Annotated in this window: 27 protein-coding genes and 1 tRNA gene; 16 read left to right on the top strand and 12 right to left on the bottom strand. The window is 72.7% G+C overall.

Going from position 1 to position 25,684, the window contains the following annotated elements; genetic code table 11:
• Positions 1-30: 30 nt before the first annotated feature.
• On the bottom strand, positions 31-600 hold the full coding sequence (locus ACRB68_RS10075; RefSeq protein ID WP_153531822.1) for a hemerythrin domain-containing protein: 570 nt from the start codon (positions 598-600) through the stop codon (positions 31-33).
• A gap of 178 nt (positions 601-778) precedes the next feature.
• On the opposite strand from ACRB68_RS10075, the gene ACRB68_RS10070 reads away from it, so the two are divergent.
• Both ACRB68_RS10070 and ACRB68_RS10065 read left to right on the top strand, forming a co-directional pair.
• Entirely contained in the window at positions 779-1,990 is a 1,212-nt protein-coding gene (locus ACRB68_RS10070; protein ID WP_153531821.1) for a hypothetical protein, read from the top strand.
• Between the two features lie 52 nt (positions 1,991-2,042).
• Positions 2,043-2,399, top strand: a complete 357-nt coding sequence (locus ACRB68_RS10065; protein WP_153531820.1) for a tetratricopeptide repeat protein — start codon at positions 2,043-2,045, stop codon at positions 2,397-2,399.
• Between the two features lie 6 nt (positions 2,400-2,405).
• Here the strand turns inward: ACRB68_RS10065 and ACRB68_RS10060 are convergent, their stop codons facing one another.
• Both ACRB68_RS10060 and ACRB68_RS10055 read right to left on the bottom strand, forming a co-directional pair.
• Positions 2,406-3,164 (bottom strand): maleylpyruvate isomerase family mycothiol-dependent enzyme, encoded by a 759-nt coding sequence (locus ACRB68_RS10060; RefSeq protein WP_153531819.1) that lies wholly within the window; start codon positions 3,162-3,164, stop codon positions 2,406-2,408.
• A 63-nt stretch (positions 3,165-3,227) separates the two neighbouring features.
• Positions 3,228-4,139 (bottom strand): LysR family transcriptional regulator, encoded by a 912-nt coding sequence (locus tag ACRB68_RS10055; protein WP_153531818.1) that lies wholly within the window; start codon positions 4,137-4,139, stop codon positions 3,228-3,230.
• A 70-nt stretch (positions 4,140-4,209) separates the two neighbouring features.
• Between ACRB68_RS10055 and ACRB68_RS10050 the strand changes: the two genes are divergently transcribed.
• The gene (locus ACRB68_RS10050; protein WP_194293234.1) at positions 4,210-4,620 is read left to right on the top strand and encodes a nuclear transport factor 2 family protein; all 411 of its coding nucleotides are present in this window, start codon (positions 4,210-4,212) and stop codon (positions 4,618-4,620) included.
• Positions 4,621-4,648: 28 nt separating this feature from the next.
• The gene (locus ACRB68_RS10045; protein WP_153531816.1) at positions 4,649-5,614 is read left to right on the top strand and encodes a YihY/virulence factor BrkB family protein; all 966 of its coding nucleotides are present in this window, start codon (positions 4,649-4,651) and stop codon (positions 5,612-5,614) included.
• Between the two features lie 2 nt (positions 5,615-5,616).
• Here ACRB68_RS10045 and ACRB68_RS41980 read toward each other — a convergent pair whose 3' ends face one another.
• The 4 genes from ACRB68_RS41980 to ACRB68_RS10025 form a co-directional block, all read right to left on the bottom strand.
• Entirely contained in the window at positions 5,617-7,005 is a 1,389-nt protein-coding gene (locus ACRB68_RS41980; RefSeq protein ID WP_328593988.1) for a sensor histidine kinase, read from the bottom strand.
• A 139-nt stretch (positions 7,006-7,144) separates the two neighbouring features.
• The gene (locus ACRB68_RS10035; protein WP_153531815.1) at positions 7,145-8,062 is read right to left on the bottom strand and encodes an ABC transporter permease; all 918 of its coding nucleotides are present in this window, start codon (positions 8,060-8,062) and stop codon (positions 7,145-7,147) included.
• On the bottom strand, positions 8,052-8,855 hold the full coding sequence (locus ACRB68_RS10030) for an ABC transporter ATP-binding protein (protein WP_328593987.1): 804 nt from the start codon (positions 8,853-8,855) through the stop codon (positions 8,052-8,054). The genes ACRB68_RS10035 and ACRB68_RS10030 overlap by 11 nt, the downstream gene beginning before the upstream one ends.
• The gene (locus tag ACRB68_RS10025) at positions 8,852-9,898 is read right to left on the bottom strand and encodes an ABC transporter substrate-binding protein (protein WP_153531814.1); all 1,047 of its coding nucleotides are present in this window, start codon (positions 9,896-9,898) and stop codon (positions 8,852-8,854) included. Before ACRB68_RS10025 ends, ACRB68_RS10030 begins: the two co-directional genes overlap by 4 nt.
• Before the next feature lie 204 nt (positions 9,899-10,102).
• Here ACRB68_RS10025 and eno point away from each other — a divergent pair, with 204 nt between their 5' ends.
• Genes eno through ACRB68_RS10005 form a run of 4 tightly spaced genes read left to right on the top strand, consistent with a single transcriptional unit; the run spans position 10,103 to position 13,352 of the window.
• Complete coding sequence (gene eno / locus ACRB68_RS10020; RefSeq protein ID WP_328594084.1) at positions 10,103-11,386, top strand: phosphopyruvate hydratase; 1,284 nt, start codon at positions 10,103-10,105, stop codon at positions 11,384-11,386.
• Between the two features lie 7 nt (positions 11,387-11,393).
• Positions 11,394-11,834: an FtsB family cell division protein gene (locus tag ACRB68_RS10015; RefSeq protein WP_235958809.1), complete on the top strand. Its 441-nt coding sequence runs from the start codon at positions 11,394-11,396 to the stop codon at positions 11,832-11,834.
• Positions 11,835-11,862: 28 nt separating this feature from the next.
• Positions 11,863-12,423, top strand: coding sequence for a DUF501 domain-containing protein (locus ACRB68_RS10010; RefSeq protein WP_153531812.1), 561 nt, complete (start codon positions 11,863-11,865; stop codon positions 12,421-12,423).
• Positions 12,420-13,352, top strand: coding sequence for a Ppx/GppA phosphatase family protein (locus tag ACRB68_RS10005; RefSeq protein WP_328593986.1), 933 nt, complete (start codon positions 12,420-12,422; stop codon positions 13,350-13,352). Before ACRB68_RS10010 ends, ACRB68_RS10005 begins: the two co-directional genes overlap by 4 nt.
• A 17-nt stretch (positions 13,353-13,369) precedes the next feature.
• Here ACRB68_RS10005 and ACRB68_RS40095 read toward each other — a convergent pair whose 3' ends face one another.
• A complete protein-coding gene (locus ACRB68_RS40095; RefSeq protein ID WP_207709621.1) occupies positions 13,370-14,146 on the bottom strand; it encodes a DUF2510 domain-containing protein in 777 nt (258 codons plus the stop codon).
• Between the two features lie 171 nt (positions 14,147-14,317).
• Here ACRB68_RS40095 and ACRB68_RS09995 point away from each other — a divergent pair, with 171 nt between their 5' ends.
• The 5 genes from ACRB68_RS09995 to ACRB68_RS09975 all read left to right on the top strand — a co-directional run bounded on the left by ACRB68_RS09995 (position 14,318) and on the right by ACRB68_RS09975 (position 19,130).
• Positions 14,318-15,157 (top strand): uracil-DNA glycosylase, encoded by an 840-nt coding sequence (locus ACRB68_RS09995; protein ID WP_153531811.1) that lies wholly within the window; start codon positions 14,318-14,320, stop codon positions 15,155-15,157.
• A 324-nt stretch (positions 15,158-15,481) separates the two neighbouring features.
• Positions 15,482-16,765: an NAD(P)/FAD-dependent oxidoreductase gene (locus tag ACRB68_RS09990; protein WP_235958807.1), complete on the top strand. Its 1,284-nt coding sequence runs from the start codon at positions 15,482-15,484 to the stop codon at positions 16,763-16,765.
• Between the two features lie 23 nt (positions 16,766-16,788).
• Positions 16,789-18,024: a class I SAM-dependent methyltransferase gene (locus ACRB68_RS09985; RefSeq protein ID WP_153531809.1), complete on the top strand. Its 1,236-nt coding sequence runs from the start codon at positions 16,789-16,791 to the stop codon at positions 18,022-18,024.
• An 85-nt stretch (positions 18,025-18,109) separates the two neighbouring features.
• A tRNA-Leu gene (locus tag ACRB68_RS09980) sits at positions 18,110-18,184 on the top strand.
• 160 nt (positions 18,185-18,344) lie between these two features.
• Complete coding sequence (locus ACRB68_RS09975) at positions 18,345-19,130, top strand: Bax inhibitor-1/YccA family protein (RefSeq protein ID WP_328593985.1); 786 nt, start codon at positions 18,345-18,347, stop codon at positions 19,128-19,130.
• A gap of 166 nt (positions 19,131-19,296) precedes the next feature.
• Here the strand turns inward: ACRB68_RS09975 and ACRB68_RS09970 are convergent, their stop codons facing one another.
• The 3 genes from ACRB68_RS09970 to ACRB68_RS09960 form a co-directional block, all read right to left on the bottom strand.
• A complete protein-coding gene (locus tag ACRB68_RS09970; RefSeq protein ID WP_153531807.1) occupies positions 19,297-19,524 on the bottom strand; it encodes a DUF4287 domain-containing protein in 228 nt (75 codons plus the stop codon).
• Between the two features lie 194 nt (positions 19,525-19,718).
• A complete protein-coding gene (locus tag ACRB68_RS09965; protein ID WP_153531806.1) occupies positions 19,719-20,939 on the bottom strand; it encodes an acetyl-CoA C-acetyltransferase in 1,221 nt (406 codons plus the stop codon).
• Between the two features lie 181 nt (positions 20,940-21,120).
• A complete protein-coding gene (locus ACRB68_RS09960; protein ID WP_153531805.1) occupies positions 21,121-22,131 on the bottom strand; it encodes an SGNH/GDSL hydrolase family protein in 1,011 nt (336 codons plus the stop codon).
• Positions 22,132-22,310: 179 nt separating this feature from the next.
• On the opposite strand from ACRB68_RS09960, the gene ACRB68_RS09955 reads away from it, so the two are divergent.
• The 3 genes from ACRB68_RS09955 (at position 22,311) to ACRB68_RS09945 (ending at position 25,180) form a co-directional block, all read left to right on the top strand.
• Positions 22,311-23,702, top strand: a complete 1,392-nt coding sequence (locus ACRB68_RS09955; protein ID WP_328593984.1) for a cystathionine beta-synthase — start codon at positions 22,311-22,313, stop codon at positions 23,700-23,702.
• 290 nt (positions 23,703-23,992) lie between these two features.
• Positions 23,993-24,481: a hypothetical protein gene (locus ACRB68_RS09950; RefSeq protein ID WP_153531803.1), complete on the top strand. Its 489-nt coding sequence runs from the start codon at positions 23,993-23,995 to the stop codon at positions 24,479-24,481.
• Positions 24,482-24,652: 171 nt separating this feature from the next.
• Positions 24,653-25,180, top strand: a complete 528-nt coding sequence (locus tag ACRB68_RS09945; RefSeq protein ID WP_153531802.1) for a hypothetical protein — start codon at positions 24,653-24,655, stop codon at positions 25,178-25,180.
• A 5-nt stretch (positions 25,181-25,185) separates the two neighbouring features.
• On the opposite strand, the gene ACRB68_RS09940 is transcribed toward ACRB68_RS09945, so the two are convergent.
• Positions 25,186-25,665, bottom strand: coding sequence for a hypothetical protein (locus ACRB68_RS09940; RefSeq protein WP_153531801.1), 480 nt, complete (start codon positions 25,663-25,665; stop codon positions 25,186-25,188).
• Between the last annotated feature and the right edge of the window lie 19 nt (positions 25,666-25,684).

Genomic DNA, 25,684 nt, shown 5'->3' with positions numbered 1-25,684 from the left:
TCCCTTACACGGCCCCGCGGGCCGCGCGGGTCACCCGCCGTCGCCCTTGTCGCGCAGGATGTCGCGCACCCGGTCGACCATGGCGGCCATCGGCCCGACGAGCATGTTCTTGGTGGCGCTCTCGGTGCCCGGGTGCGGATGCGTCGGGGCGGTGGCCTCGGCCGCCTTCACCGCCGCCGCCAGGGCGCGGCGCTGCGCCGGGCCGAACTCGGCGTCCAGCCGGGCGAACTCGTAGCGCTCCTCGGCGCGGGCGTGGGTGAGCACCGCCAGCCGCAGCGCGTCGACCTTGGGCAGGAAGCCGGGGTCGCCGGGGTCCATGCCGTCCAGCTCCGCCAGCAGCTCCTTGGCGGCGCGCTCCTCGGCGAGCCGGTCGTCGACGATGCCGTCCCCGCCGGGCAGGCGGCGCCGCGCCATCGGGTGGATGATCTCCTCCTCGGCCGTCTCGTGCACCGCCAGCAGGCGCACCAGCGCCTCGAAGGACTGCTTGCGCCCCTCGGCCGGCCCGTCCAGCACGGCCGAGAACAGGTCCCGGATCCGGGAGTGCTGGGCGATCAGCAGATCGATCACGTCGGTGTCGGTCCTGGTGCCGGTCTGGGACATGCCGCTCCTCATGGTGTGACGGCGCCCGCACCGATGCGGACCCTGCCCGCCGCCTACCCGCTCAGCCTGCCCGCATGCCCCGCATGGGGTTTCCGAGGAATTGGCCGGAGGGGTCATGACTGAAAAGCCGTGTGCGGGTAAGGGCCTGCCGACGTTCCCGACTTTCGGAGGCCAGGGCATGGCGTTCAACCCGCTCGACCACAAGGGCATCCCGCTGGACAAGCAGGTCCGCAACTGGCAGGAGCTGAACGTCGACCCGATCGATCCCGACCGCGCCGACCCCTACACCCGCTGCCGCATCATCACGATGAACGGCATCGAGGTGGAAGCGATCATGTTCAGCCACCACTTCAACCGGATCTGTCCGGACATGGAGGTCAAACGGCGGCTGGCCGAGGTCCGCTACATCGAGCAACAGCAGCAGAAGGCGGTGAACTGGCTGCTGCCGGGCCAGTCCTCGGTGCTGGAGACCACGATCGCCTACGAGCAGGTCGCGGTGGACCTCACCGGCTGGGTCGCGCGGATGGAGCCCGACCCCTACCTCAAGCAGGCCTACGAGTTCGGCGTGCTGGAGGACTTCGACCACCTGTACCGGTACGCCAACCTGTACGAGATGATCGAGCACCGCAAGGCCGAGAAGATCGTCGACGGGCTCACCGAGATCATCCCGGGCCGGCCCACCCCGCTGCACCACCGCGCCCCGGTGGACAACCTGCGCGAGCCCTACGACAGGACCAAGGCCGCGCCGGTCTCCAAGCTGCACGCCCTGACGATCATGTCGGCCGAGCAGCAGACGATGAACTTCTACATGAACGTCGGCCCGCTCTACATGGAGCCGATCGCCCGCCGCCTCTACCAGGAGATCGGGCTGATCGAGGAGGAGCACGTCACCCACTACGAGTCGCTGGTCGACCCGGGCGAGACGTGGTGGGAGCGGCTGGTCAACCACGAGTACAACGAGTGCTACCTGTACCACTCGTTCATGGAGACCGAGTCCGACCCGCGGATCAAGGCGATCTGGGAGCTCCACCTGAACATGGAGCTGGAGCACCTGCGCATCGCCTGCGACCTGATGCGCGAGCACGACGGCCGCGACCCCGAGAGCATCCTGGCGCCCGCGCTGCCCGAGCCGGTCACCTTCGAGCCGAACAAGCAGTTCATCCGCGGCCTGCTGGCCACCCAGATCGACCTCACCACGCTCGGCACCGGCTACGTCCGCGAGGCCCACGAGCGCTTCGAGCGGATGCAGGAGCAGATCAACGGCGCCGGCCACGTCCCGAGCGACGAGGTCCTGGAGCAGCACACCGCGCAGTTCGGGAGCGACTACCGGCTGAGCACCGACGGCCGCCACCCCGACCCGGCGCAGCGCAGGCAGGACGAGCAGGAATGAAAACCGGTCCCTTCCTGTTCGGTTGCGTGAAGCCACTGACAAGGAAGGGGCCATGACCACCTACGAGGAGTTCCAGCGCGCCACGCAGTTCTTCGACGCCCGCGACTACATCGGGGCCGCCCGGCTGCTGGCGCCGGTCGTGGCGGACGAGCCGGGCAACCGCGCGGCCGTCGAGCTGCTCGGCCGCGCCTACTTCCACAGCGCCCAGCTCGGCCGCGCCGAGCGGGTCCTGCGCGACCTGGTCGAGCTCGACCCGGGCAACGGCTGGGCCTACGAGGCGCTCGCCCGCACCCTGGAGCGGCGGAACCGCGCCGACGAGGCCCGGCGCTACCGCCGGCTGGCCGCCGCGATGGGCGCGGAGACCTCCACCGGCAGCGAGGTCTCGGTCACGGCCGCGAACCTGGCCTGAGGCCGCTCAGCCGAAGGCGACGTGGTCCAGCCAGAGGTCCAGCAGGGCCGCGTCGCCGGTGACCTCGGCGGCGGACGGCGGGCGGCGGCGGTAGACGACCAGCAGCAGGTCCGTCAGAGGCGCGCGCACCGTCACGGCCGCGCGCGCCCCGCCGCGCCGCCAGGCGATGACGTCCCCGGTGAGGTCGACGGACCAGGCGGCGTCCGCGTCCGCCGCCTCGAACGCGAGGGTGCGGCCCGGCCCGAGGAGCCCGCGCTTGCGCGGCGTGATGTCGAAGTGCTGCGGGAGCGCGTCGAGCTCCATCCACTCGTCGATCGCGTCGGCGGCGACGTCCGCGGCCACGGTGAACCCCGTGCCGGCCGCCAGCGTCGCGTCGGCGCGGTGGACGAGCGTCTCGTTGGCGAACCGGCGCGCCCAGAACGCGGTCGTCCCGTAGTCGAACGGCGTCCAGAGCGCGGCGTCCGGCCCGGCGGCGCGCAGGGCGTCCGCGAGCCCCGCCGCGCCCTGGACGAGCCAGGCGGCGGGCGCCTCGCCCGAGTCGTCGCCGTCGACCTTGCGGACCCGGTCGTCCGGCAGGAACGCGGTCGCCCGGGTGCGGACGACCTCCTCGGCCCACCGGTGCCCGCCGCCGATGTGCCGCAGCAGGGCGCCGAGCGTCCAGCCGGGGCAGGACGGCACGGGCGCGCGCAGGTCCGCGCCCGCGACGTCGCGGACGAGCCGCTCGGTCTGGGCGACGATCTCGGTGCAGTGCCGGCCGAAGTCCATGAGATCTCCTCGCGTCGGGCCTGTGTCACCAGGTGGTCGGAGCCGGGGAGCGGATCTCGACGTCTAGTCGCGCAGGCGGCGGCGGAGCTCGGCCGACAGGTCGGCCGCGGCGTCGCGGAGCGCCTCGGCGAACGCCGGGCGGCACGGCGCGTCCGGCCGGTGCACGGCGACGGTCGGCCGCACCGCCGCGGGATGGTCGATGCGCACCGCCGCGACCGCCGGGGGCAGCATCGGCACCGCGAGGCCCGGGACGACCGTGACGCCGAGCCCGGCGGCGACCAGCCCCAGCTTGGCCGTCCAGTCCCGGGCGACGAACGCGACCTCCGGCCGCCAGGACGAGCCCGTCCAGGCGCCCAGCAGGGTGGACCCGGGGTCGGCGCTGCCCGCGATCCAGCGCTCGCCCGCCAGCTCCCCGGGGGCGACGGCCGCCGCGGCGGCCAGGGGGTGGCCGGGCGCGACCGCGACGAGCAGCGGGTCGTCGAGCAGGTGGATCGCCGCCACGCCGTCCGGCAGGCGGTCCGGCGGGGCCACCACCGCCACGTCCAGGCGTCCCTTGGCGACGGCGTTCAGCAACCCCGGGCTCGTCCCCTCGCGCAGCGGCACCCGGACCTGCGGTTCCCGGGCGGCCAGCGCGGCGATCGCGCGGGGGACCAGCGCCGCCATCGCGGTGGAGAACGCGCCCGCGCGCAGCCGGCCGGGCGGCCGGGCCGCCAGGTCCTCCAGGTTCTGCCGGGCGCTCCGCAGCTCGCCGAGCACCGCCTCGGCGTGCCGGACGACCACGCGCCCGGCGTCGGTCGGGCACACCCCGCGCGCCTGGCGCTCGAACAGCGCCCGCCCGGCGGCCCGCTCCATCAGCGCGATCTGCCGGGAGACGGCCGACTGCGTGTAGCCGAGCCGCTCGGCCGCCAGGGAGAACGAGCCGAGGCGGGCCGCCTCGCGGACCACGCGCAGGCCCGCGACCGTGAACTCAGACATGCGCAACAGTGATACCAGATATGCGAGACAGTCGTTTGTGGCATGGCTGTCCGGCTGTCAGCCTGGACGCATGAGCAACGAGAACAAGGAACTCATCCGGGGCGTCTTCGCGGAGATGGCCAAGGGGAACACGCGCGCCCTCAGCGACGTGATGTCCGACGACTTCCGCTGGGTGTTCCCGGGGAACTGGTCCTGGTCGGGCGAGTGGGGGCCCAAGAGCGTCGCGCTGAAGGGGCTGCTCCGCCCGCTGATGGAGCAGTTCGAGGGCGGCTACCGCAGCGAGGCCGACCTGATCCTGGCCGACGGCGACCGCGTCGTCGTCCAAGCCCGCGGCCACGCCGTCACCAGGAGCGGCGACCGCTACGACCAGACGTACTGCTACATCTTCCGCGTCGCCGGCGGCCAGGTCACCGAAGTGGTCGAGCACTGCGACACCGCGCTCGTCGAGCGGGTCCTGGACCCCATCGTCCGCGGGGCATGAGACGGGGCGGGCCGGGTAGAGAGCGGGCGTGAAACCTGCCGTCGATCGGGTCGACGCCTTCCAGCGGCGGCACCCCTGGCTCGGCTTCCCGCTCGCCGTCGGCTACAAGTTCTTCGACGACCAGGGCGCCTACCTGACGGCACTGATCACCTTCTACGGGTTCCTGTCGCTGTTCCCGATGCTGCTCCTGCTGGTCACCGGCCTCGGTTACGCGCTGGAGGGCGACCCGCAGTTGCAGCGCCGCGTGCTCGACTCGGCCCTCGCCCGGTTCCCCATCGTCGGCGACCAGCTCGGCGGCAACGTGCACTCCTTCCACGGCAACCTGTTCGCGCTGGTCGCCGGCGTCCTGCTCAGCCTGCACGGCGGTCTCGGGGTCGTCCAGGCCGCGCAGTACGCGCTGAACCGCATGTGGGGCGTGCCGCGCGACGTGCGGCCGAACCCGTTCCGGTCGCGGGCGCGCAGCCTGCTGCTGCTCACCGCCGGGCTGGCCGCCCTGCTCGCCAACACCGCCGCCGGGATCTACCTGCACGGCTTCTGGCTCCTCACGACGGCGGCGGCGGTGGCGGTGAACGCGCTGCTGCTCGCCGTCGCGTTCCGGGTGCTGACGGCGTACCCGCTCTCGCTGAAGCAGGTGCGGGCCGGCGCGATCGCCGCCGCGCTCGTCCTGCAGGTGCTGCAGTGGGGCGGGACGACACTGCTCGGGCACATGCTGAAGAGCGCCACCGCCACCTACGGCTTCTTCGGCATCGTGCTCGGCCTGCTCACCTGGATCTACCTGGGCGCCCTGACGGTCGTGCTGTGCGCCGAGGTCAACGTGGTGCGCGACCGCCGCCTCTGGCCGCGCAGCCTGCTCACCCCCTTCACCGACGACGTGGAGCTCACCCGCGGCGACCGGCGCGCCTACACCGCCTACGCGCAGAGCGAGCGGCACAAGGGCTTCGAGCGCGTCGACGTCGACTTCGACCGGCCCGCCGGCGACGAGGACGGCCGCTGAGGTCACTCCGGCAGGCGCAGGACGAACCGGGCGCCGCGCTCGCCGTCCAGGCGGTCGGTGAGGATGAGCGAGCCGCCGTGCGCGGCGGCGATGTCGCGGGAGATGGCCAGGCCGAGTCCGGTGCTGCCGGCGTCGTGGTGGCGGCCCTCGGCCAGGCGGGTGAAGCGCTCGAAGACCCGCCCCCGGTCCTCGGGGGCGATGCCCGGCCCGTCGTCGACGACCTCCACGACGACCTCGCCGGGCTCGGTGGACAGCCGGATCGAGACCGTGCTCTCGGCGTGCCGGTCGGCGTTGTCGATCAGGTTGGTGAGCAGCCGGGCCAGCTCGGCGCGGCCGCCGTGCACGACCACCGGGCCGTCGGCCTCGACCCGGACCCGGCTGCGCCGGGGGCGCCGCAGCACCTCGGTGTCGGTCAGCTCGTGCAGGTCGACGGGCTCGGAGCCCATCTGGTGGGTGTCCAGCCGCACCAGCGCGAACAGGTCCTCCAGGACGGCCTGCAGCCGGTCGGCGTTGCGCAGCGTCGCGGCCAGCGTCTCGCGCAGGTCGTCGGCCTCGGGGTCGGCGAGCGCCAGCTCCAGCTCCATCCGCAGGCCGGTCAGCGGGGTGCGCAGCTCGTGCGAGACGTCGGAGACGAACCCGCGCTGCTTGGCCACCGCCGCCTCCAGCCGGTCCAGGGTGGCGTTGACGCTGTCGGCCAGCCGGCGGATCTCGTCGTGCTGCGGCGGCACCGGGACGCGCCGCTCCAGGTCGGTGGCGGTGATCTCGTCGAGCTCGGCGCGGATCCGCTCGACCGGGCGCAGCGCGCGCCCGGCCGTCAGGCAGGTGCCGGCGCCGGCCAGCCCGGCCAGCAGCGGGACGCCGAGGAGCAGCAGCGCGGCCAGCGCGGGGTCGGGCAGCAGGTCCGGGACGCGGGCGAGCGCGTACACCGTGACCGGGCCGCCGACGGTCTGGGTCCGGTACTCGGTGACCAGGTGGCAGCCGTCGCCGGGCGCCCGGACCCGGCAGCTGCGGCCGTCGCGGCGGATGTCGCGCTCGATGACGGCGGCGTCCGGCCCGGAGGGGACCGGCGGGTAGCCGAGCATCGGCGCGCTCGCGGCGTAGACGCCGCCGTCGGGGCCGATCACCTGGACCAGCTCGCGGCCGCCGGTGTAGATCAGGCCGCCGGGCAGCGTGCCCGTCGCGGCCTGGGCGAGCACCCGGCGGCCCTGCTGGTCCAGCGCCTGCTCGGCGGCGTCCAGCGCCCGCTGGTGGAACAGCAGCACCATCACCGTGCACAGCGCGCCCGCCAGGATCGCGGTGCACAGCACCACGAACAGGGTCAGCCGGACACGGATCCCCGGTGGTGGCGGCGACCGCCGCCGCCACCACTGCCGGCCGGGGAATCGGGGCACCGATGTCGCCTTTGCGGGGTCGAGGACGTCCTTGGTCCTCGGTTCCTGCCCGGCCCCGGCGGGTTTCAGCCCGCACGAAGTTAAAGGACCCGTGCTGAAAGCCCGTGGTGAAAGCCCGTGCTGAAAGCCCGGGCGGGCGTCAGTCCGCGCGCAGCCCCCAGCGCCGCCGCAGCGCGCGGTCCACCACGCCGAACAGCTGGTCGAACACGATCCCGATGATCAGGATGACGATCATGTAGGAGATCATGTCGGCGGTGTTGTTCAGCTCCCGGGCCTGCGACAGCAGCACGCCGAGCGAGGTGGTGCTGCCGATGATGACCAGCAGCTCGCCGGCCATCAGGCTGCGCCAGGCGAACGCCCAGCCCTGCTTCAGCCCCGCCACGAACGACGGCAGCGACGCGGGCAGGATCAGGTGCCGGTACAGGTTCACCCCGCGCAGCCCCATCACCTTGCCGGCGCGCAGCAGGATCGTCGGGGTGTAGTCCACGCCCGCGATCAGCCCGTTGGCGATCGAGGGCGCGGCGCCGAGCACCACCACGAACAGGATCGCGCTCTCGCTCAGCTGGAACAGCAGGATCGCCAGGGGGAACCAGGCGATCGACGGCATCGTCTGCAGGCCGGTGATCAGCGAGCCGAACGCGCGCCGCAGCACCCGCGAGCGCGACACCAGCGCGCCGACCAGCACGCCCACCACGACCGACACCGCGAAGCCGACGAGCGCGCGCTGCATGGTGCGGGCGACCGCCGACCAGAACCGGCCGCTGGTCACCTGGTCCCAGAAGACCGGCAGGGTGTCGGCCGGGCCGGGCAGCACCCAGGGGTCCTTCCAGCCGCTCCACACCACGGCCTGCCAGCCGGCGAGCGCGATCAGCACCGCGGTCAGCATCGGCCAGGTCGCCGACCAGGCCCGCAGCAGCGGGTTGCGGCGGGCGCCGGCGGCGAGCTCCAGCGCGTCCAGGCCGCTGATCTCCCGGCTGAGCCGGGAGCCGCCGCCCGCCTCGGGCGGGGCGGCGTCCACGTCGTCCAGGTCCACGTTCACGCCCACGTCATGCGCCATGGCGGCCGACCTCCTCACGCAGCCGGTCGGTGATGGTCGCCGCGAGCGACGACACCTCCGGCGAGTCGATGCGCCGCGGACGCTCCATCGGCACGGGGAACTCCTGCACGACCCGGCCGGGGCGGCTGGACAGCAGCACCACCCGGTCGCCGAGGCGGACGGCCTCACGGACGTTGTGGGTGACGAACACGACGGTCAGCCCGCGCTCCCGCCAGATCCGCTCGATCTCGTCGTGCAGCAGGTCGCGGGTCATGGCGTCCAGTGCGCCGAACGGCTCGTCCATCAGCAGGACGGTGCCCTTCTGGCCGTCGGAGTCGTCCACGGTCAGTGCGAGCGCGCGCGCGAGGGCGACGCGCTGGCGCATGCCGCCGGACAGCTGGTGCGGCCGCTTCTTGGCGAAGTCGCCCAGGTGCACCGACCGCAGCAGCTCGGCCGCGCGCTCTCGGCGGTCCTTGCGGGGGACGCCGCGCATCTTCAGCGCCAGCTCGATGTTGGCGGTGACGTTCAGCCAGGGGAACAGTGCCGGTTCCTGGAACATCAGCGCGACCTTGGCGTCGCCGGTGTCGATCGTCCCGGCGCTGGGGGAGTCCAGGTCGGCGACGAGGTTCAGCAGGGTGCTCTTGCCGCAGCCGGACGCACCGAGCAGGCAGACGAACTCGCCAGGGGAGACGTCGAGGGAGACGTTGTCCAGCGCCAGCAGCGCGGTGGCGCCGGAGCCGAATGCTTTGGAGACGCCCGAAAGCCGGACCGCGGAGGCGGTCCGGCTAGGGGCGGCCGTGGTGGCCTGTGTCACTTGTCGCTCACCGCTGCCTTTCCGGCCGCCTTGAGCACGTCGTTCAGGGGGCCGAGGTTGTAGATGCCGTTCAGGTCGGTCTTCTCCAGCAGGCCGACGTCCTCGGCGTGCTTGGCGCCCTCGAACAGCGAGGACGCGACCGGGTCGGTGGTGAACTGGATCTCCTTGAAGGCCGAGTCCAGGATCTGCGGCTTCAGCGGCTTGCCGCTCAGCGCGCTCAGCTGCTCGTTGACGGCCTTCTTGGCCTCGTCCTGGTTGTTGTTGATGAAGTCGGTGGTCTCCACCACGGCCTGGAGCAGCTTCTTCACCTGCTCGGGGTGCTTCTTCTCGTAGTCCTGCCGGACGAGGAGGTTGGTGATGACGAACTTGCCGCCGGGCCACAGCGACTTCTCGTCGAGCAGCTTCTTGCCCTTGCTCTCCAGCACCAGCCGGGACGCGAACGGCTCGGGCACCCAGGCGCCGTCGATGTTCCCCTGCGCGAACGTCTGCAGGGTCTGCGCGTTCTCCTGCGGGACGATCTTGACGTCGCCGCTGCCGTCCTTGTTGGCGGTGAGGCCGTTCTTCTTCAGCCAGTAGCGCACCGCCACGTCCTGGGTGTTGCCGAGCTGCGGGGTGGCGATCTTCTTGCCCTTGAGGTCCTGCACCCCGTTGATGCCGGGCTTGACGATGAGCGCGACGCCGCCGGACGCGGCGCCGGAGATGATGTGCACCGCCTTGCCGTGCGACTTGGCCCAGGCGTTGATCGAGGGGTTCGGGCCGACGAAGGTGGCGTCCACCGCGCCGGAGAACACCGCCTCGACCGCGGCCGGGCCGGCGTTGAACGAGGACGCCTTCGGGGCCGCGCCGAGGTGCTTGGCGAAGATGCCCTTCTGCAGCCCGACCAGCGCGGTGGCGTGGGTGATGTTCGGGAAGTAGCCGAGCCGCAGCGGAGCGGCGGCACCGGACTTGTCGTCCTTGGAGTCACCGCCGCAGGCGGCGAGCGTCCCACCGGCGAGGACGATCAGGGCTGCGGCGGCCACTCGGGCGCGGAACCTGCGATGCATTGTCGGTAATCCCTACTTATCAAGTCTGTTTGACGTGAACAGTAGACAAGGTAGGTAATCATCGCGTCAAGTCGCTTGCGCGCCACGATTTCGTAACACTCACCGCGAACCGGGCGCGGCGAGCCGGTTGAGGCCCCGATGACGTCCGCCGATAGGCTGGTGGGCGCATACCAACCAGTCGTGCACTACAACAGGGAGCCGCTCGTGTCGTCGATCGAGGCCGTCATCGCCCGGGAGATCCTGGACTCCCGCGGCAACCCGACCGTCGAGGTCGAGGTGCTGCTCGCCGACGGGACCGAGGCGCAGGCCGCCGTCCCGAGCGGCGCGTCCACCGGGCAGTTCGAGGCCGTCGAGCTGCGCGACGGCGGCGAGCGCTACGGCGGCAAGGGCGTGCGCAAGGCCGTCAAGGCCGTCAACGACATCGTCGACGAGAAGCTCGTCGGCTACCCCGCCACCGAGCAGCGCCTGATCGACCAGCTGCTGATCGACCTGGACGGCACCCCCGACAAGTCGCAGCTCGGCGCCAACGCCATCCTCGGCGTCAGCCTCGCCGTCGCCCGCGCCGCCGCCGACTCCTCGGGCCTGCCGCTGTTCCGCTACGTCGGCGGCCCGAACGCGCACGTGCTCCCGGTGCCGATGATGAACATCCTGAACGGCGGCGCGCACGCCGACACCAACGTCGACATCCAGGAGTTCATGATCGCGCCGATCGGCGCGCCCACGTTCTCCGAGGCCGTCCGCTGGGGCGCCGAGACCTACCACGCGCTGAAGTCGGTGCTGAAGGCCAAGGGCCTGAACACCGGCCTCGGCGACGAGGGCGGCTTCGCGCCCGAGCTGCCGAGCAACCGCGAGGCGCTCGACCTCATCCTGGAGGCCATCGGCAAGGCCGGCTTCACCCCGGGCCGCGACATCGCGCTCGCCCTGGACGTCGCCGCCACCGAGTTCTGCGAGGGCGGCTCCTACACCTTCGAGGGCGGCAAGCGCTCGGCCGCGGACATGGCCGCCTACTACGGCGAGCTGCTGGACGCCTACCCGCTGGTCTCCATCGAGGACCCCCTCGACGAGGAGGACTGGGCCGGCTGGATCGACCTCACCGCCCAGGCCGGCGACCGGGTCCAGCTCGTCGGCGACGACCTGTTCGTCACCAACCCCGAGCGGCTCGCCCGCGGCATCGCCGAGGGCGCCGCCAACGCCCTGCTGGTCAAGGTGAACCAGATCGGCACCCTCACCGAGACCCTCGACGCGGTCGCGCTCGCGCACGGCGCCCGCTACGCCTCCATGATGAGCCACCGCTCCGGCGAGACCGAGGACACCACGATCGCCGACCTGGCCGTCGCCACCAACTGCGGCCAGATCAAGACCGGCGCCCCCGCCCGCAGCGACCGCGTCGCCAAGTACAACCAGCTGCTGCGCATCGAGGAGCAGCTCGGCGACGCCGCCCGCTACGCCGGCGCCGCCGCGTTCCCGCGGTTCGCCTGGGACGGCTGAGCGCGCCTTGGCCGCCGCCGAGGACCGTGACGGCGCCGCCCGGAGAGGCCCCGACGCCTCCCCGGGCGGCGGCCGCCGCAACGCGCTGACCAGCCGCGCCGCCATCCTGGCGGTGGTGATGTGCGCGATCGCGCTCAGCCTGGCCTACCCCGTGCGCGAGTACATCGCGCAGCGCCAGGAGATCGCCGACCTCCGGCACAAGGAGGCGGTGGCCCGCCGGCAGGTCGACGAACTGGCCCGGCGCAAGCAGCAGCTGGCCGACAAGGCCTACATTGAGCGTGAGGCGCGGCAGCGGCTGCACTACTGCAGGCCCGAGGAGAAGTGCTACATCGTCCTGGACGGTGGCGCCGGCAACGGGCAGCAGACCCAGCAGGGCGGTCCGGCGAGCAGGCCGCCCTGGTACGAGACGCTCTGGCGGTCGGTGGAGACCGCCGACCGGACACGCTGAACCCCGGACGCGCGGGGTGGGGACACTCATGATCGACGAACGTGACGAGGCCGCCGTGGCGGCCCAGCTCGGCCGGGAGCCGCGCGGCATCCGCCGGGTGGCCTACCGCTGCCCGTGCGGGCTGCCCGCCGTCATCGAGACGGCGCCGCGGCTGCCCGACGGCACCCCCTTCCCGACGCTGTTCTACCTGACCTGCCCGAAGGCCGCCTCGGCCATCGGCACGCTGGAGGGCGGCGGCGTCATGCGCGAGATGCAGGCGCGGCTGGCCACCGAGCCCGCGCTGAAGGCCGAGTACACCGCCGCGCACGAGGACTACCTGCGCCGCCGCGACGAGGCCGCCGCCGAGGACGGCATCGAGCCGCTGCCGGCCGGCATGCAGAGCGCCGGCGGCATGCCCGAGCGCGTCAAGTGCCTGCACGCCCTGATCGGGCACGAGCTGGCCGTCCCCGGAACCAACCCGATCGGCCGCGAGGCCCTGGAGGCGCTGCCCGAGTGGTGGCGCTCGGGCCCGTGCGTCTGCGTCCCCGACGACAGCGGCCCCGGCGACAGCGCCCCCGCAAGCACCCCCCGGACCGAGGAGCCCTCGTGACCCGTGTCGCCGCCGTCGACTGCGGTACCAACTCGGTGCGCCTGCTGATCGCCGACGTCGCCTCCGGCGACGACGGCGGGACGCTCACCGACGTCGAACGGCTGATGGAGATCGTCCGGCTCGGGCAGGACGTGGACCGGACCGGCCGGCTGGCCCCCGAGGCGCTGGAGCGCACCTTCGCCGCGATGCGCGGGTACGCCGCGCTGATCGAGCGGCACGGCGCCGAGAAGGTGCGCGTGGTCGCCACCAGCGCGACCCGCGACGCGCAGAACCGGGACGACTTCGTCAGCGGCGTGGTGGAGATCTTCGGTGTCGTGCCCGAGGTCATCACCGGCGAGGAGGAGGCGAACCTGTCCTTCACCGGCGCCACCCGCGAGCTGGCCTCGCTGCGGCCGCCGCGCCCCTACCTGGTCGTCGACATCGGCGGCGGGTCCACCGAGTTCGTGCTCGGCGGCACCCGGGTGGAGGCCGCGCTGTCGGTCGACATCGGCTGCGTGCGGATGACCGAGCGGCACCTGAAGGACGCCGACCCGCCCTCGCCCGACCAGATCTCCAGCGCCGCCGCCGACATCGACGCCGCGCTGGAGCGGGTCCGCCAGGCCGTCCCGGTGGACGAGGCGCGCACCCTGGTCGGCCTGGCCGGCTCGGTCACCACCATCTCCGGCATCGCCCAGGGGCTGCCCGCCTACGACCCCGCCCGCATCCACCTGTCCCGCGTCACCGCGGGCCAGGTGCACGAGGTCACCCGCGGCCTGCTGCACGCCACCCGCGCCGAGCGCGCGCGGCTCGGCGTCATGCACCCGGGCCGGGTCGACGTGATCGGCGCGGGCGCGCTGATCCTGGACCGGATCATGCGCGAGTACGGGTTCGGCGCGGTCGTGGTCAGCGAGCACGACATCCTCGACGGCATCGCCTGGTCGCTGGCGTAGCGGTCGCCGGCCCGGCCTCAGCGGTGGTGCTGCTTCAGCGCCGCCAGGAGCGCGGGGATCAGCACCGCGTTCGGGTTCTGCTGCGGGACGAACAGCACCGGCGAGCCGCCGCTGGACTGCCGGATCCAGACCCGGCCGTTCTCGATCACCGCGTCGGCGATCGCGGACCAGCTGAGCGACACCCGGTTGCCGCGCACCCCGCCCGGGTGCACGGTGAGGCCCTGCGCGATGTCGATCGACTCGCCCGCGCGGACCCGCCCGGCCAGCTCGGCGGCCAGCCGCTGCTCGGCCTGCCGCCGGCACAGCTCGACCAGCCGCAGCCACACCTGCTCGGCGTCGCCGCCCTGCCCGGTGAGGTCGGCCGAGTCCAGCACGACCTCCAGGCGCGGCCCGCCGTGGAAGGGGTGCCGGCCGATCTGGAAGACCCAGCTGGTGCCGGGCTGCTGCCCGTGGCCGCCGGGCATGCTCGCCGCCCAGTACGCCACCCACTCCACGTGGTCCCACGCGAGGGTGCCGTTGCCGTAGGCCATGACCTGCGCGTCGGCGTGCAGCCGCAGGCCGCGCACGTTGACCGTCAGCGGCGGCAGGGCCTGGGGCGCACCCCAGGCGGGCTGCTGCTGCGGCGGGTACTGCTGCGGATAGTGCTGCGGGGGCTGCTGCTGCGGGGGCTGCCGCTCGGGCGCCCCCGGGCGGGCGGCCGGCTGGGGGTTCAGGTGCTGCGTCCAGTTCTGGCCGTCCCACCAGCGCATGCTTCCGCTGCCGTAGGGATCCGCGTACCAGCCCGGCTGGGTCAAGGCCTGCCTCCGTGTCGCAACGGCGCGCCGGACGCCCCGTCTCCCCGACCCCGGCGAACCGCATCGTATCGATATGCACCACCCTGTCCAGGGATCACCGCTGAATACTGCGTACTGCGCCGTAACTCCCACCGCAGGTAGCGGCCCGGTCGGGCATGACAGGATCGGGGCATGACGACCGCCAACGCGCCCTTCGTCCCGCCCGGGACGGGCTGGCCCGGCGACCCGGCCGGCCCCGGCACGCCCGTCGCGCACGACGCCCGCCAGGTGCAGGACCTCGCCGCCGCGGCCCCGGACCTGCCCGGGCTGTGCGCGCGGCAGTCGGTGTGCCGGGCCTGCGACCGGCTGGTCGCCTGGCGCGAGAAGGTCGCGGTGGAGCGCCGCCGCTCGTTCGCCGCCGAGGAGTACTGGGGCCGCCCGGTGCCCGGCTGGGGCGACGACGCGCCCGCCATCATGATCGTCGGGCTGGCGCCCGCCGCGCACGGCGGCAACCGGACCGGCCGGATCTTCACCGGCGACCGGTCGGGGGACTGGCTGTTCGCCTCCCTGTACCGGACCGGCCTCGCCGTCCAGCCGACCAGCGTGCGCGCCGACGACGGCCAGCGGCTCGTCGGCGCCCGGATGGCCGCGACGGTGCGCTGCGCGCCGCCCGACAACAAGCCCACCCCGGGCGAACGCGACACCTGCCTGCCCTGGCTGGCCCGCGAGATCGCCGACGTCGCCGCGAGCGTCCGCTGCTTCGTGGTGCTCGGCGGGTTCGGCTGGCAGGGCCTCTGGCCCGCGCTGAAGCAGGCCGGGTACACGATCCCGCGGCCGCGGCCGAAGTTCGGGCACGCGGTGGAGGCCGAGATCGGGCCGCCCGCCGGGGTCCCCGGCCCCGTGGCGGTCCTCGGCTGCTACCACCCGAGCCAGCAGAACACCTTCACCGGGCGGGTCACCACGCAGATGCTGGACGCGGTGTTCACCCGGGCCCGCGAGCTGGCGGGCCTGCCGCCGCACGCCCCGGGCTGAGCCGGGATGGCAGCGGGGCAGGGCCTGGCCGAACGGACAGGGCGGCGGCCGACCCCCCGCCGGTCGACTGCACCGCCCCGTCCGTTCGGGCCCCCGTCCGGCCCTGTCCCGCCTCCGCCGGCCCCGGTCTCCCGGGGCCCTCTCGGCGGTACAACAGATGAGATGCCGGAAGGTGCGGCGGGGTTCGGAGATTTTTCGGGAAAGTTCGCCGCGGCGCTTCGACGTGAACCCGGGTGATATCGGGGTACCGGTCCGGGCATGTCCCCTCAAAGTCCGCATGAGTCTGCGAAACAGATCGTCATCGCCGGCGGTGGGTACGTCGGCATGTACACCGCGCTCCGCCTGCAGCGGAAGCTGCGCGGCGAGCTGCGGCGCGGTGAGGTCGTCATCACCGTGATCGACCCCCAGTCCTACATGACCTACCAGCCGTTCCTGCCCGAGGCCGCGGCCGGGAACCTGGAGCCCCGGCACGTCGTGGCGCCGCTCCGCCGCGTCCTCAAGCGCTGCCGGGTCGTGAACGGCTACGTGACCGGCATCGACCACGCGTCGCGCACCCTCACCTACACGCCCGCCGGCGCCGCCCCCGACGACGACGCGCAGGCCGTGCGGGCGGGCTACGACCGGCTGGTGGTCGCGCTCGGCTCGATCTCCCGGACGCTGCCGATCCCGGGCCTGGCCGAGTGCGGGATCGGGTTCAAGACCGTCGAGGAGGCCATCTACCTGCGCAACCACGTCCTGCACCAGCTGGACATCGCCGCCTCCAACGACGACCCCGACGTCCGCCGCCGCGCGCTCACCTTCGTGTTCGTCGGCGGCGGCTTCGCCGGCGTGGAGGCCCTCGCCGAACTGGAGGACATGGCCCGCGACGCCTGCCGCTGGTATCCGAACATCGACGCCTCCGACATGCGCTGGATGATGGTCGAGGCCGCGGACCGCATCCTGCCCGAGGTCGGCCCCGAGATGGGCGAGTGGACCGTCGAGGCGCTGCGCCGCCGCGGCATCGAGATCAAGCTGGGCACGATGCTGAAGTCCGCGGTGGGCGGCCGGATCGAGCTGAGCGGCGGCGAGGGGTTCGACGCCGGGACGCTGGTGTGGACCGCCGGCGTCAAGGCGCACCCGGTCGTCCGCCAGAGCGACCTGCCGATCGACGACAAGGGCCGCGTCAAGGCGACCGCCGAGCTCACCGTCGAGGGCGCCGAGGGCGTCTACACCGCCGGCGACAACGCCCGGGTGCCCGACCTCACCGACACCGGCGAGTGGACCGCGCCGAACGCCCAGCACGCCGTCCGCCAGGCCAAGGTGCTCGCCGACAACATCGTCGCCGACCTGCGCGGCAAGACCCGCAAGCCCTACAAGCACGCCTACGTCGGGTCGGTCGCCGGGCTCGGGCTGCACAAGGGTGTGGCGAACGTCTACGGGATCAAACTGCGTGGCCTTCTCGCATGGTTCATGCACCGCACCTACCATCTGTCTCGGATGCCGACGCTCAATCGCAAGATGCGCGTCACGGCGGACTGGACGCTCGCGCTGTTCTTCCGGCGCGAGATCGTGTCCCTCGCCGAGCTCGAACGGCCCCGGGAGGAGTTCGAGCTCGCCAGCAGGGACTGAGAACGAAGGGGGAGGCGGTCCGGATGCACGACGGTGTCGCCTCCAGGCTCGCGCCGCTGATCACCAGGATCCTGCTCGGCGAGGAGCAGGACGCCGCCGCCGAGCTGCCGGTCCAGGTCCGCGCCTGGGACGGCAGCTCCATCGGCCCGGCGGGCGCGCCCGCCTTCGTCATCCGGCACCGGCGCGCGCTGCGCCGGCTGCTGTGGAAGCCCGGCGAGATCGGCCTGGTCCGCGCCTACGTGGCGGGCGAGCTGGACATCGAGGGCGACGTGTTCGCCGCGCTCGGCGCGGTGCAGCGGGTGATGCGCAGCGGTGACGAGCCGATCCGGCTGAACAGCGACGACAAGCGCGAGATCGTGCGCACCGCGGTCACCCTCGGCGCGGTCGGCCCCGAGCCGAGGCCGCCCGCCGAGGAGTTCCCCGCGGGCCGCCGCGGGCCCGGCCCGGCCGGCCCGCTGGAGGAGTCGGCGGCCTTCTTCGAGCTGCTGCTCGGCGAGACCCTCGCGCACGGCAGCGGCCTGTGGGACCAGGCCCTGGACCTGGCCGACGCGCAGCGCGCCGCGCTGGAGGCGGCCGCCGAGCGGCTCGGGCTGTTCCCCGGCGCCCGGGTGCTGGACCTCAACGCAGGCTGGGGCGCGTTCGCCCGGCACGCCGCCGCGCAGGGCGCCTCCGTCGTCGCGCTCACCCGCACCGCCGAGCAGGCCGCGCGGGTCGCCGGCGAGGGCGTGCAGGCCCGCGGCTTCGACCTGGCCGAGGCCGGCGACGGCCCCTACGACGCCATCATCGGCCTGGCCGGGCCGGAGGCGCTGGACCGCGCGGTGCCGCGGCTGTACGAGCTGCTCGCCCCCGGCGGGCGGCTGCTCCTGCAGCAGCAGGTGCGCCGCCCCGGCCCGCACCAGGTGAGGCGGACCTTCACCACCAGCTACATGTTCCCCGAGGACGGCGAGCTGCGGCCGCTCGGCGAGGTCGTCGGCGCCCTGGAGGACGCCGGGCTGGAGGTGCGCGGCGTCACCGCGCTGCGCGAGCACCACGCCCGCACCCTGCGCGCCTGGGCGGCCGGCCTGCAGCGGCACTGGGACCGGTGCGCCGAGCTCGCCGGGCCGGGCCGGGCCCGGGTCTGGCTGCTCTACCTCGCCGCGTCCGCGCTGGCGTGCGAGAGCGGCCGCATCGGCGTGCACGAGATCGCGGCGATCCGCCGCGACCGGGACGGCCGGGCCGGGACCACGCTGGTCGAGGACCGGGCCGTGCTGAGCCGCTGAGGCCGATTTATTCGTTCCCGTCTCATTACCCGCGGCCTAATAACGGTTCGCGGTGATCGCCGGGTGTCTCGGTAAGATATCGCCCGCCCCTGTGGCCCAAAGGCAGAGGCGGGCTCCCTAAAAGAGCTTAATTGTGTCGGTTCGAATCCGACCAGGGGCACCGCGGGAAGGCCGGCGTCCGGCGGGACGTCGGCCTTCGGCACGTCCGGGCCCCGCGCCGCCGGCCCCGCGCCCGGTGTCAACCGTTATTGATCGGGAACGTTCGTGGCGGCCCGGACGTCTAAACTTGGCAGTTGGTCCCGGTACCAATGGAGGCAGAAGTGGAAAGCAGGAACCCCGCGTTCCGGGGTGGCAACTTCGGGCGCCAGGCGGGCGCGTACGGCACGCCGACGCCCGAACAGCTGCACGACATGTACAACGCCCCCTCCTACACGCCGCCGGCCGAACGCACGATGACCTACGACGACGTCGTGGTCCGGGGCTTCCTCAGCCTGGCGGCGCTGGTGGTGGCCGGCGCGCTCACCTGGGTGCTGGTGCCGCTGCAGACGGCCCTGGCGGTCGCCGTCGTCGCCTTCGTGCTGCAGCTCGGCATCGGGCTGTACATCAGCTTCGCGCAGAAGGCCAACGCGCCGCTGGTGCTGATCTTCTCGGCGGTGTACGGCGTCGGCGTCGGCGCGATCAGCCACGCCTACAACACCCTCTACAACGGCGTGGTCTTCCAGGCGGTGCTCGGCACCGCGCTGGCCTTCGCCGCGATGCTCGCGGTGCACTCGCTGAAGATCATCCGGGTGACGCCCAAGCTCGCCCGCTTCGTGGTGGCGGCCGGCCTGGCGATGGTCGGGCTGATGCTGGTCAACCTGGTCGTCGGCCTGTTCAACGACACCGGCATCGGGATCCGCGAGAACGGCCCGCTCGGCATCGCCTTCAGCGTGCTGGCGATCGTGCTCGGCTGCTTCTTCCTGCTGCTGGACTTCGACCAGATCGAGCAGGGCGTGCGCGGCGGGGCGCCGGAGAAGTTCGCCTGGTACTGCGCGTTCGGCCTGGTGCTCAGCCTGGTGTGGATCTACCTGGAGCTGCTGCGGCTGCTGTCGTACCTGCGCGACTGACCGTCCCGCGCGAACGCGCCGGCCCCCCTGCCGGATCGAGCGGCAGGGGGGCCGGTTCGTTGTGGGGTCTCGGCGCCGGTGGCCGGAGACGCGTAGCGTGCCGGCGACGGTGATGATCCTCTGGCGGGACCCCACGAAGCGTGGTGGCGCCCGGTGGGGCGTGCGGTCAGTAGTGGCGCTCGCGGCGGGCGCGTTCGTGTTCGCGCACCAGGGCCGCGGCGTAGCCGTGGGAGAGGCCGTGCTCTTCGGCGAGCCAGTGGCTGCGTTCCTCGCAGCGCAGGAACGAGGGTCCGTTCTCGATGGTGGTGAACCACTCGGGGAGGCCACGACCGGTGACCTGCGGGATTCGTGCGATGAGCTTGCTGTGCGTGTCCGGCGAGTGGCTCAGTGACATAGGCACCTCCAGGTCCCGGGGCTCTTCCTGCCGACTTTGCATCAGCGGCCCCGATGTGACAACCCCCTAACGGGCACCTATCGCTCCGGTTACGTAGATCCTTTATTACCGGATCGATCAGCTCCGAAAACGCCGGTGGCCCGGCCCCCCGCGCGGGGAGCCGGGCCACGATGGTCCGTGCGATCAGGAACCGCTTAGCTGAGGCGCTCCAGCACCATCGCCATGCCCTGGCCGCCGCCGACGCACATGGTCTCCAGACCGAACTGCTTGTCGTGGAACTTCAGGCTGTTGATCAGCGTGGAGGTGATCCGGGCGCCGGTCATGCCGAACGGGTGGCCGACCGCGATCGCGCCGCCGTTGACGTTCAGCTTGTCGATGTCGATGCCGAGCTCGTCGGCCGACGGCAGCACCTGCGCGGCGAACGCCTCGTTGATCTCGACCAGGTCGATGTCGGCGATGGTGAGGCCGGCCAGCGCGAGCGCCTTGCGGGACGCCTCGACCGGGCCGAGGCCCATGATCTCGGGGGACAGGCCGGACACGCCGGTGGACACCACGCGGGCCAGCGGGGTGATGCCGAGCTCGGCGGCCTTGGTGTCGCTCATCACGACCAGCGCGGCGGCGCCGTCGTTCAGCGGGCAGCAGTTGCCGGCGGTGACGGTGCCGTCCGGCCGGAACACCGGCTGGAGCTGGGAGATCTTCTCGTAGGTGGTGCCGGCGCGCGGGCCGTCGTCGGTGGCGTGGGTGCTGCCGTCGGGCAGCAGGACCGGGGTGATGTCCTTCTCCCAGAAGCCGTTGGCGATGGCCTTCTCGGCCAGGTTCTGGGAGCGGACGGCGAACTCGTCCTGGGCCTGGCGGGACACCCCGCGCAGCCCGGCGACGTTCTCGGCGGTCTGGCCCATCGCGATGTAGACGTCGGGGATCTGCTCGTCCTGGCGCGGGTCGTGCCACACGCCGGCGCCGCCCTCGGCGGTCTTGGCGGTGCGCGCCTGCGCGTCGTCGAACACCGGGTTCATGGTGTCGGGCAGGCCGTCGCTGCTGCCCTTGGCGAAGCGGCTGACGGTCTCCACACCGGCCGACACGATGACGTCGGCCTCACCCGAGCGGATCGCGTGCAGCGCCATCCGGGTGGTCTGCAGCGAGGACGAGCAGTAGCGGGTGATCGTCGCGCCGGGGACCTGGTCCCAGCCGAGCTCGACCGCGACCACGCGGCCCATGTTGTACCCCTGCTCGCCGCCGGGCAGGCCGCAGCCGAGCAGCAGGTCGTCGATGTGGTCGGCGGTCAGCTGCGGGACCTGGGCCATCGCGGCGGTGACCATCTGCGCGGTGAGGTCGTCGGGACGGATGTCCTTCAGCGACCCCTTGAAGGCGCGGCCGATGGGCGAGCGCGCGGTGGCGACGATGACTGCCTCAGGCATGTTAGGGACTCCCTGTCGTACGACCTCTGGCCACCGGCTGTGGTTACTGGCCGGTCACCTAGCAATCTAGCCCGTCCGCCCGGCGGTGGTACATGCCGGGGGGTGAGGTTTGTTGGACATTGAGTCCAACAGAGTGCGGGTTCATTCTCCGTGCGTACCCACGGTGCCCCGGACGTACCGCTCAGGCCGCGCCCGGCGCGCTCTCCCTCATCCCGGCGTCGTCCAGCGGCTGCCCGGAGGTGCGGCGCAGCAGCGCCGCCCAGCGGCCCCGGCGGCCGCGCTCGCGGCCCTCCACCCGGGTGCCGACGACCTCGGTGCCCGGCCGCTCGGCTGCCTCGGCCGCCGCCAGGTACACCGGCAGCACGCCGCCGCCCGCGGGCGCGGCGTCCTCGTGGTCGGGGTCCAGGCCGAGCGAGGCCGCCATCGACGGCAGCACCGCCATCGCCGCCGCCGCGTACCCGCGCGCGGACGGGTGGTAGCGGTCGGCGCTGAACATCTCGCGCGGGTCGGCGGCGAACTCGCGGCCGAGCAGGTCGCCGAGCGACACCGACCGGCCGCCGCGCTCCACCACCGCGATCGTCTGCGCGGCGGCGAGCTGCCGGCTGGCGCGCTGGGCGAACCAGCGCAGCGGCTGCATCACCGGCTTCACCGAGCCGAGGTCGGGGCAGGTGCCCACGACGACCTCGCAGCCCGCCGCGTGCAGCCGCTCCACGGCCGTGCCGAGATGCCGGACGGACTCGGCGGCCGGGACCCGGCCCGTCACGTCGTTGGCGCCGATCATGATGACGGCGACGTCGGGCCGCACCTGCAGGGCCTGCTCGACCTGGCCCGCCAGCATCTCCGAGCGCGACCCCGACACGGCCACGTTGGTCAGCCGCACCGGCCGCCCCGCGATCGAGGCCAGCCCGTTGGCCAGCAGCGCCGCCGGCGTCTCGTCGGGGGTGTGCACGCCGAGCCCGGCGGCGGTGGAGTCGCCGAGCATCGCGAACGACAGCGGGGCGCCCGGCAGCCACGCGCCGTACAGCCCGTCGGCGACCGGCGGGGCACCGCTCGGCGTGCCCTGAATGATCTTGCGGGCCAGCTTGGCCTCGACGACCACGAGGCCGAACGTCACCCCGCCCAGCACGGTGATGCCGCCGCCCCCGTACGCCGCCGCGGCGGCGATCCGCCGCGCCGTGAACGCCCTCAGCATGACGCGTTGACCCTCCGTAGTTACCCGGCATGAAGACCCCGTCAGGGGTTAGATGCCCGGTGCCGCCGTTCTGGGCTACCGTCGAAACTGAAATCTATCCGAAATCACATCCCTTCCCTCCCGGTTCCTGCCGGTCGAGCGGGGGATGCAGCAAGATCGAAACCGACAAGGACGTCGCGGTGCACGTACACGATTCGCTCGTCGAGCTCATGGGCAACACCCCGCTGGTGCGGTTGCGCAAGGTGACCGCCGGGCTCGCCCCGCAGGTGCTGGCCAAGGTGGAGTACTTCAACCCCGGCGGCTCGGTGAAGGACCGCATCGCGATCCGGATGATCGACGCCGCCGAGGAGTCCGGGGAGCTGGCGCCCGGCGGCACGATCGTCGAGCCGACCTCGGGCAACACCGGCGTCGGCCTGGCCATCGTCGCGCAGGAGCGCGGCTACCGGTGCGTGTTCGTGTGCCCGGACAAGGTCGCCAAGGACAAGATCGACGTGCTGCGCGCCTACGGCGCCGAGGTCGTGATCTGCCCGACCGCCGTCTCGCCGGAGCACCCCGACTCCTACTACTCGGTGTCGGACCGCCTCGCCGCCGAGATCCCGGGCGCCTGGAAGCCGAACCAGTACACCAACCAGAACAACCCGCGCTCGCACTACGAGACGACCGGTCCCGAGCTGTGGGAACAGACCGAGGGAAAGATCACCCATTTCGTCGCCGGCATCGGCACCGGCGGCACCATCACCGGCACCGGCCGCTACCTGAAGGAGGTCTCCGGCGGCCGCGTCAAGATCATCGGCGCGGACCCCGAGGGCTCGGTCTACTCGGGCGGCACCGGCCGCCCCTACCTCACCGAGGGCGTCGGCGAGGACATCTGGCCCGAGACCTACGACCGCGGCATCTGCGACGAGATCATCGCGGTGTCCGACAAGGACTCCTTCACCATGACCCGCCGCCTCGCCCGCGAGGACGCCCTGCTGGTCGGCGGCTCCTGCGGCATGGCGGTCGTCGCCGCGCTGCGCGTCGCGGCCACCGCGCCGGCCGACGCGGTGATCGTGGTGCTGCTGCCCGACGGCGGCCGCGGCTACCTGTCCAAGATCTTCAACGACGAGTGGATGAACCAGTACGGGTTCGGCGACCAGTCGACGACGGAGGCGACCGCCGGCGACGTGCTGGCGCGCAAGTCCGGCGCGGGCGCCGACGTCATCCCGAGTTTCGTGCACATGCACCCGACCGAGACGGTGGGCGAGGCGGTGAAGGTGCTGAACGAGTTCGGCGTCTCCCAGATGCCGGTCGTCTCCCCGGGCGCGGGCCACCCCGACGTGATGATCGGGGAGGTCATCGGCGCGGTGGAGGAGCGGGTCCTCCTGCACGCCCTCTACACGAACAAGGCCGGCTCGGACGACCCGCTGGAGAAGCACATGGGCCGCCCGCTGCCGGTCGTCGGCTCGGGGGAGCCGGTGTCGCGGCTCATGGCGGCCCTGGAGGGCCGCGACGCCGCGGTGGTCCTGGTCGACGGCCGGCCCTCGGGCATCGTCACCCGCCAGGACCTGCTGAACTTCCTGGCCGGCGCCTGACGGATCCCGCCGGAAAAGGCGAAGCGCCGGAGATCCTCCCGATCTCCGGCGCTTCGCCTTTTTCGGGAACGGCCGGCAGGCCGAGCCCGGGGCATGGGTGCGGGCGGACATGAAAGCGGCTCCCGTTTCCTGGCCCGGCGAAATGGTTATGTTTTGTTTACGCGGTCTCGTGTTCTCTTTGATTCGTCCGGTTCACCAGTGCGCCTCGCGTAGGGAGTGGCCAGTACATCGCTTTACGTATTGCGTTCCACACGGTACGTGAGACGTTCGAAGAACACGAAGGGATTCCTGTGAAGCTTCCCGAAAAGCCGTTCCGGGGCAGGGGCCTGGCGCTGGGCGCCGCCACCTGCGCCGCCGTCGCGCTGCTGTCCTCGGCGCCGGCCGCCGAGGCGGCCCCGGCGGCCCCGGCGGCCGCCTCCCGCCCCGCCCCGCTGCGCGCGGGCACCACCGCCGCCTCCCCGATCCTCCCCGGCTGGTACCTGTCGCCGCTCACCTACTACGCGGGCGGCTACGCCAAGGGCGCGGCCACCGCGCACGGCCCGTACCGGGTGAGCCGGGTCACCGTGTACACCTGGCTCTACCGCAAGCGCTGGTACGGGTGGGAGCTGCGCGACAGCGACACCAGCGTGGGCACCAACACCAACAGCGTCAGCAGCGTCTCCCGCAGGAAGTGCTCGGGCAGATACACCTACAAGGTCAGCGCCAAGGCCACCGCGGTTTACCGGGGCCGCACCTACTACAGCTCGAATTCGGCTCAGCGCAAGTACTCCTGCCGCTGACGCACCGGCCCGGAAAGTGACGGAGTGAATACGTGCCGGGGCGCTTGGGAGCGCCCCGGCACGCCGCCCGGGGGAGAATCAATGCGCGTACGCGTGGCTCTTTTGTGTGCGCTGGCCCTTACCGGCTGCGCGGACGGCAAGAAAGGCGAAGCGCCTCATGAGCGATATCCGGTGACGCAGATATGGTTCGACGAGACGACCCTGGCCGCCGCCGTTCCGGAAAAGACCCGGGTGCGGATCTGGGTACGGCTGGACGGCAGGCGGATCGCCGCGTTCCACTCGACCGTGCGCCGGAGCGACGGAACGCCCGTCTACGAGAGCGACTGGACCGCGGGCCGTCCCAAGGACTTCCGCAGCCGCGAGTGGCCCGACTGCCAAGAGCACACCGAACCACCGCCGAGCCCCCGCCTCACCACACTGGACGACCTGCTGGAGGACGTCCTCGGCCCCCGGACCCGCCCGGCGGACGCCCGGCCGGTCCGGGGCACCGCCGGCGCCTGGGAGATCAGCCGCGGCGTCGGCGTGCTGCGGATCATCGAGCACGGCGGCTATCTCGACCGTGAGGTGGAGACCTACAGCACCAAGGGCAGGATCGCCGGCCGCATCACCGGAGCCCGGACGGCCCCCGCGGCGGCGCTGCCCGCCTGGGAGCAGAACTGGAGCTCCTGCAGACCCGCCACCACAGAGCCGCGGTCTTAGCCGGATCAGGAGCGGGACTCGTAGAGCAGGCCGTCGCGGCGGCGACGGAAGAGGCGCCAGCGGGACGGAGGGCGCTCAGAGTGACTCTCGACCGTTTCCACCAGCGCGGTGCCCGAGGCCGTGGTGGCGTGCACGCTGATCGGCAGGTCGGCGCGTTCGGCGAGCCCGACGGCCAGCACGACGGACCCGCCCGGGGTGTCGTGGTGGTGCAACGACAGTGTCCGGCTCGCGCCCGCGGCCGTGGTGAGGCCGATCCGCGTCGTGCCGGCCGGCGCGGCGACGATGATCCGCACCGGCCCGGTCCGGGAGATCCCGGAGTGGACGCTCGGTCGCGCGACGGGGATCTCGAACTCCGAGAGGGACACGCGCTCGATCTCCGGCAGGCGCAGGCAGAGCCGCAGCCCGCCCGCCCGCGTCCAGGTGGCCGTCAGGTTCCAGTCGCAGCCGAGCTCCCGGCCCGACGCGATCTCGGTGGACGAGTCCATCACGCACCTCCGCAGGCGG

This window comes from Actinomadura macrotermitis (assembly GCF_009604375.1).
Classification (GTDB): domain Bacteria; phylum Actinomycetota; class Actinomycetes; order Streptosporangiales; family Streptosporangiaceae; genus Spirillospora; species Spirillospora macrotermitis.
The sequence above is the reverse complement of the archived record's forward strand: the minus strand, read 5'-3'. Positions and strand labels throughout refer to the sequence as shown.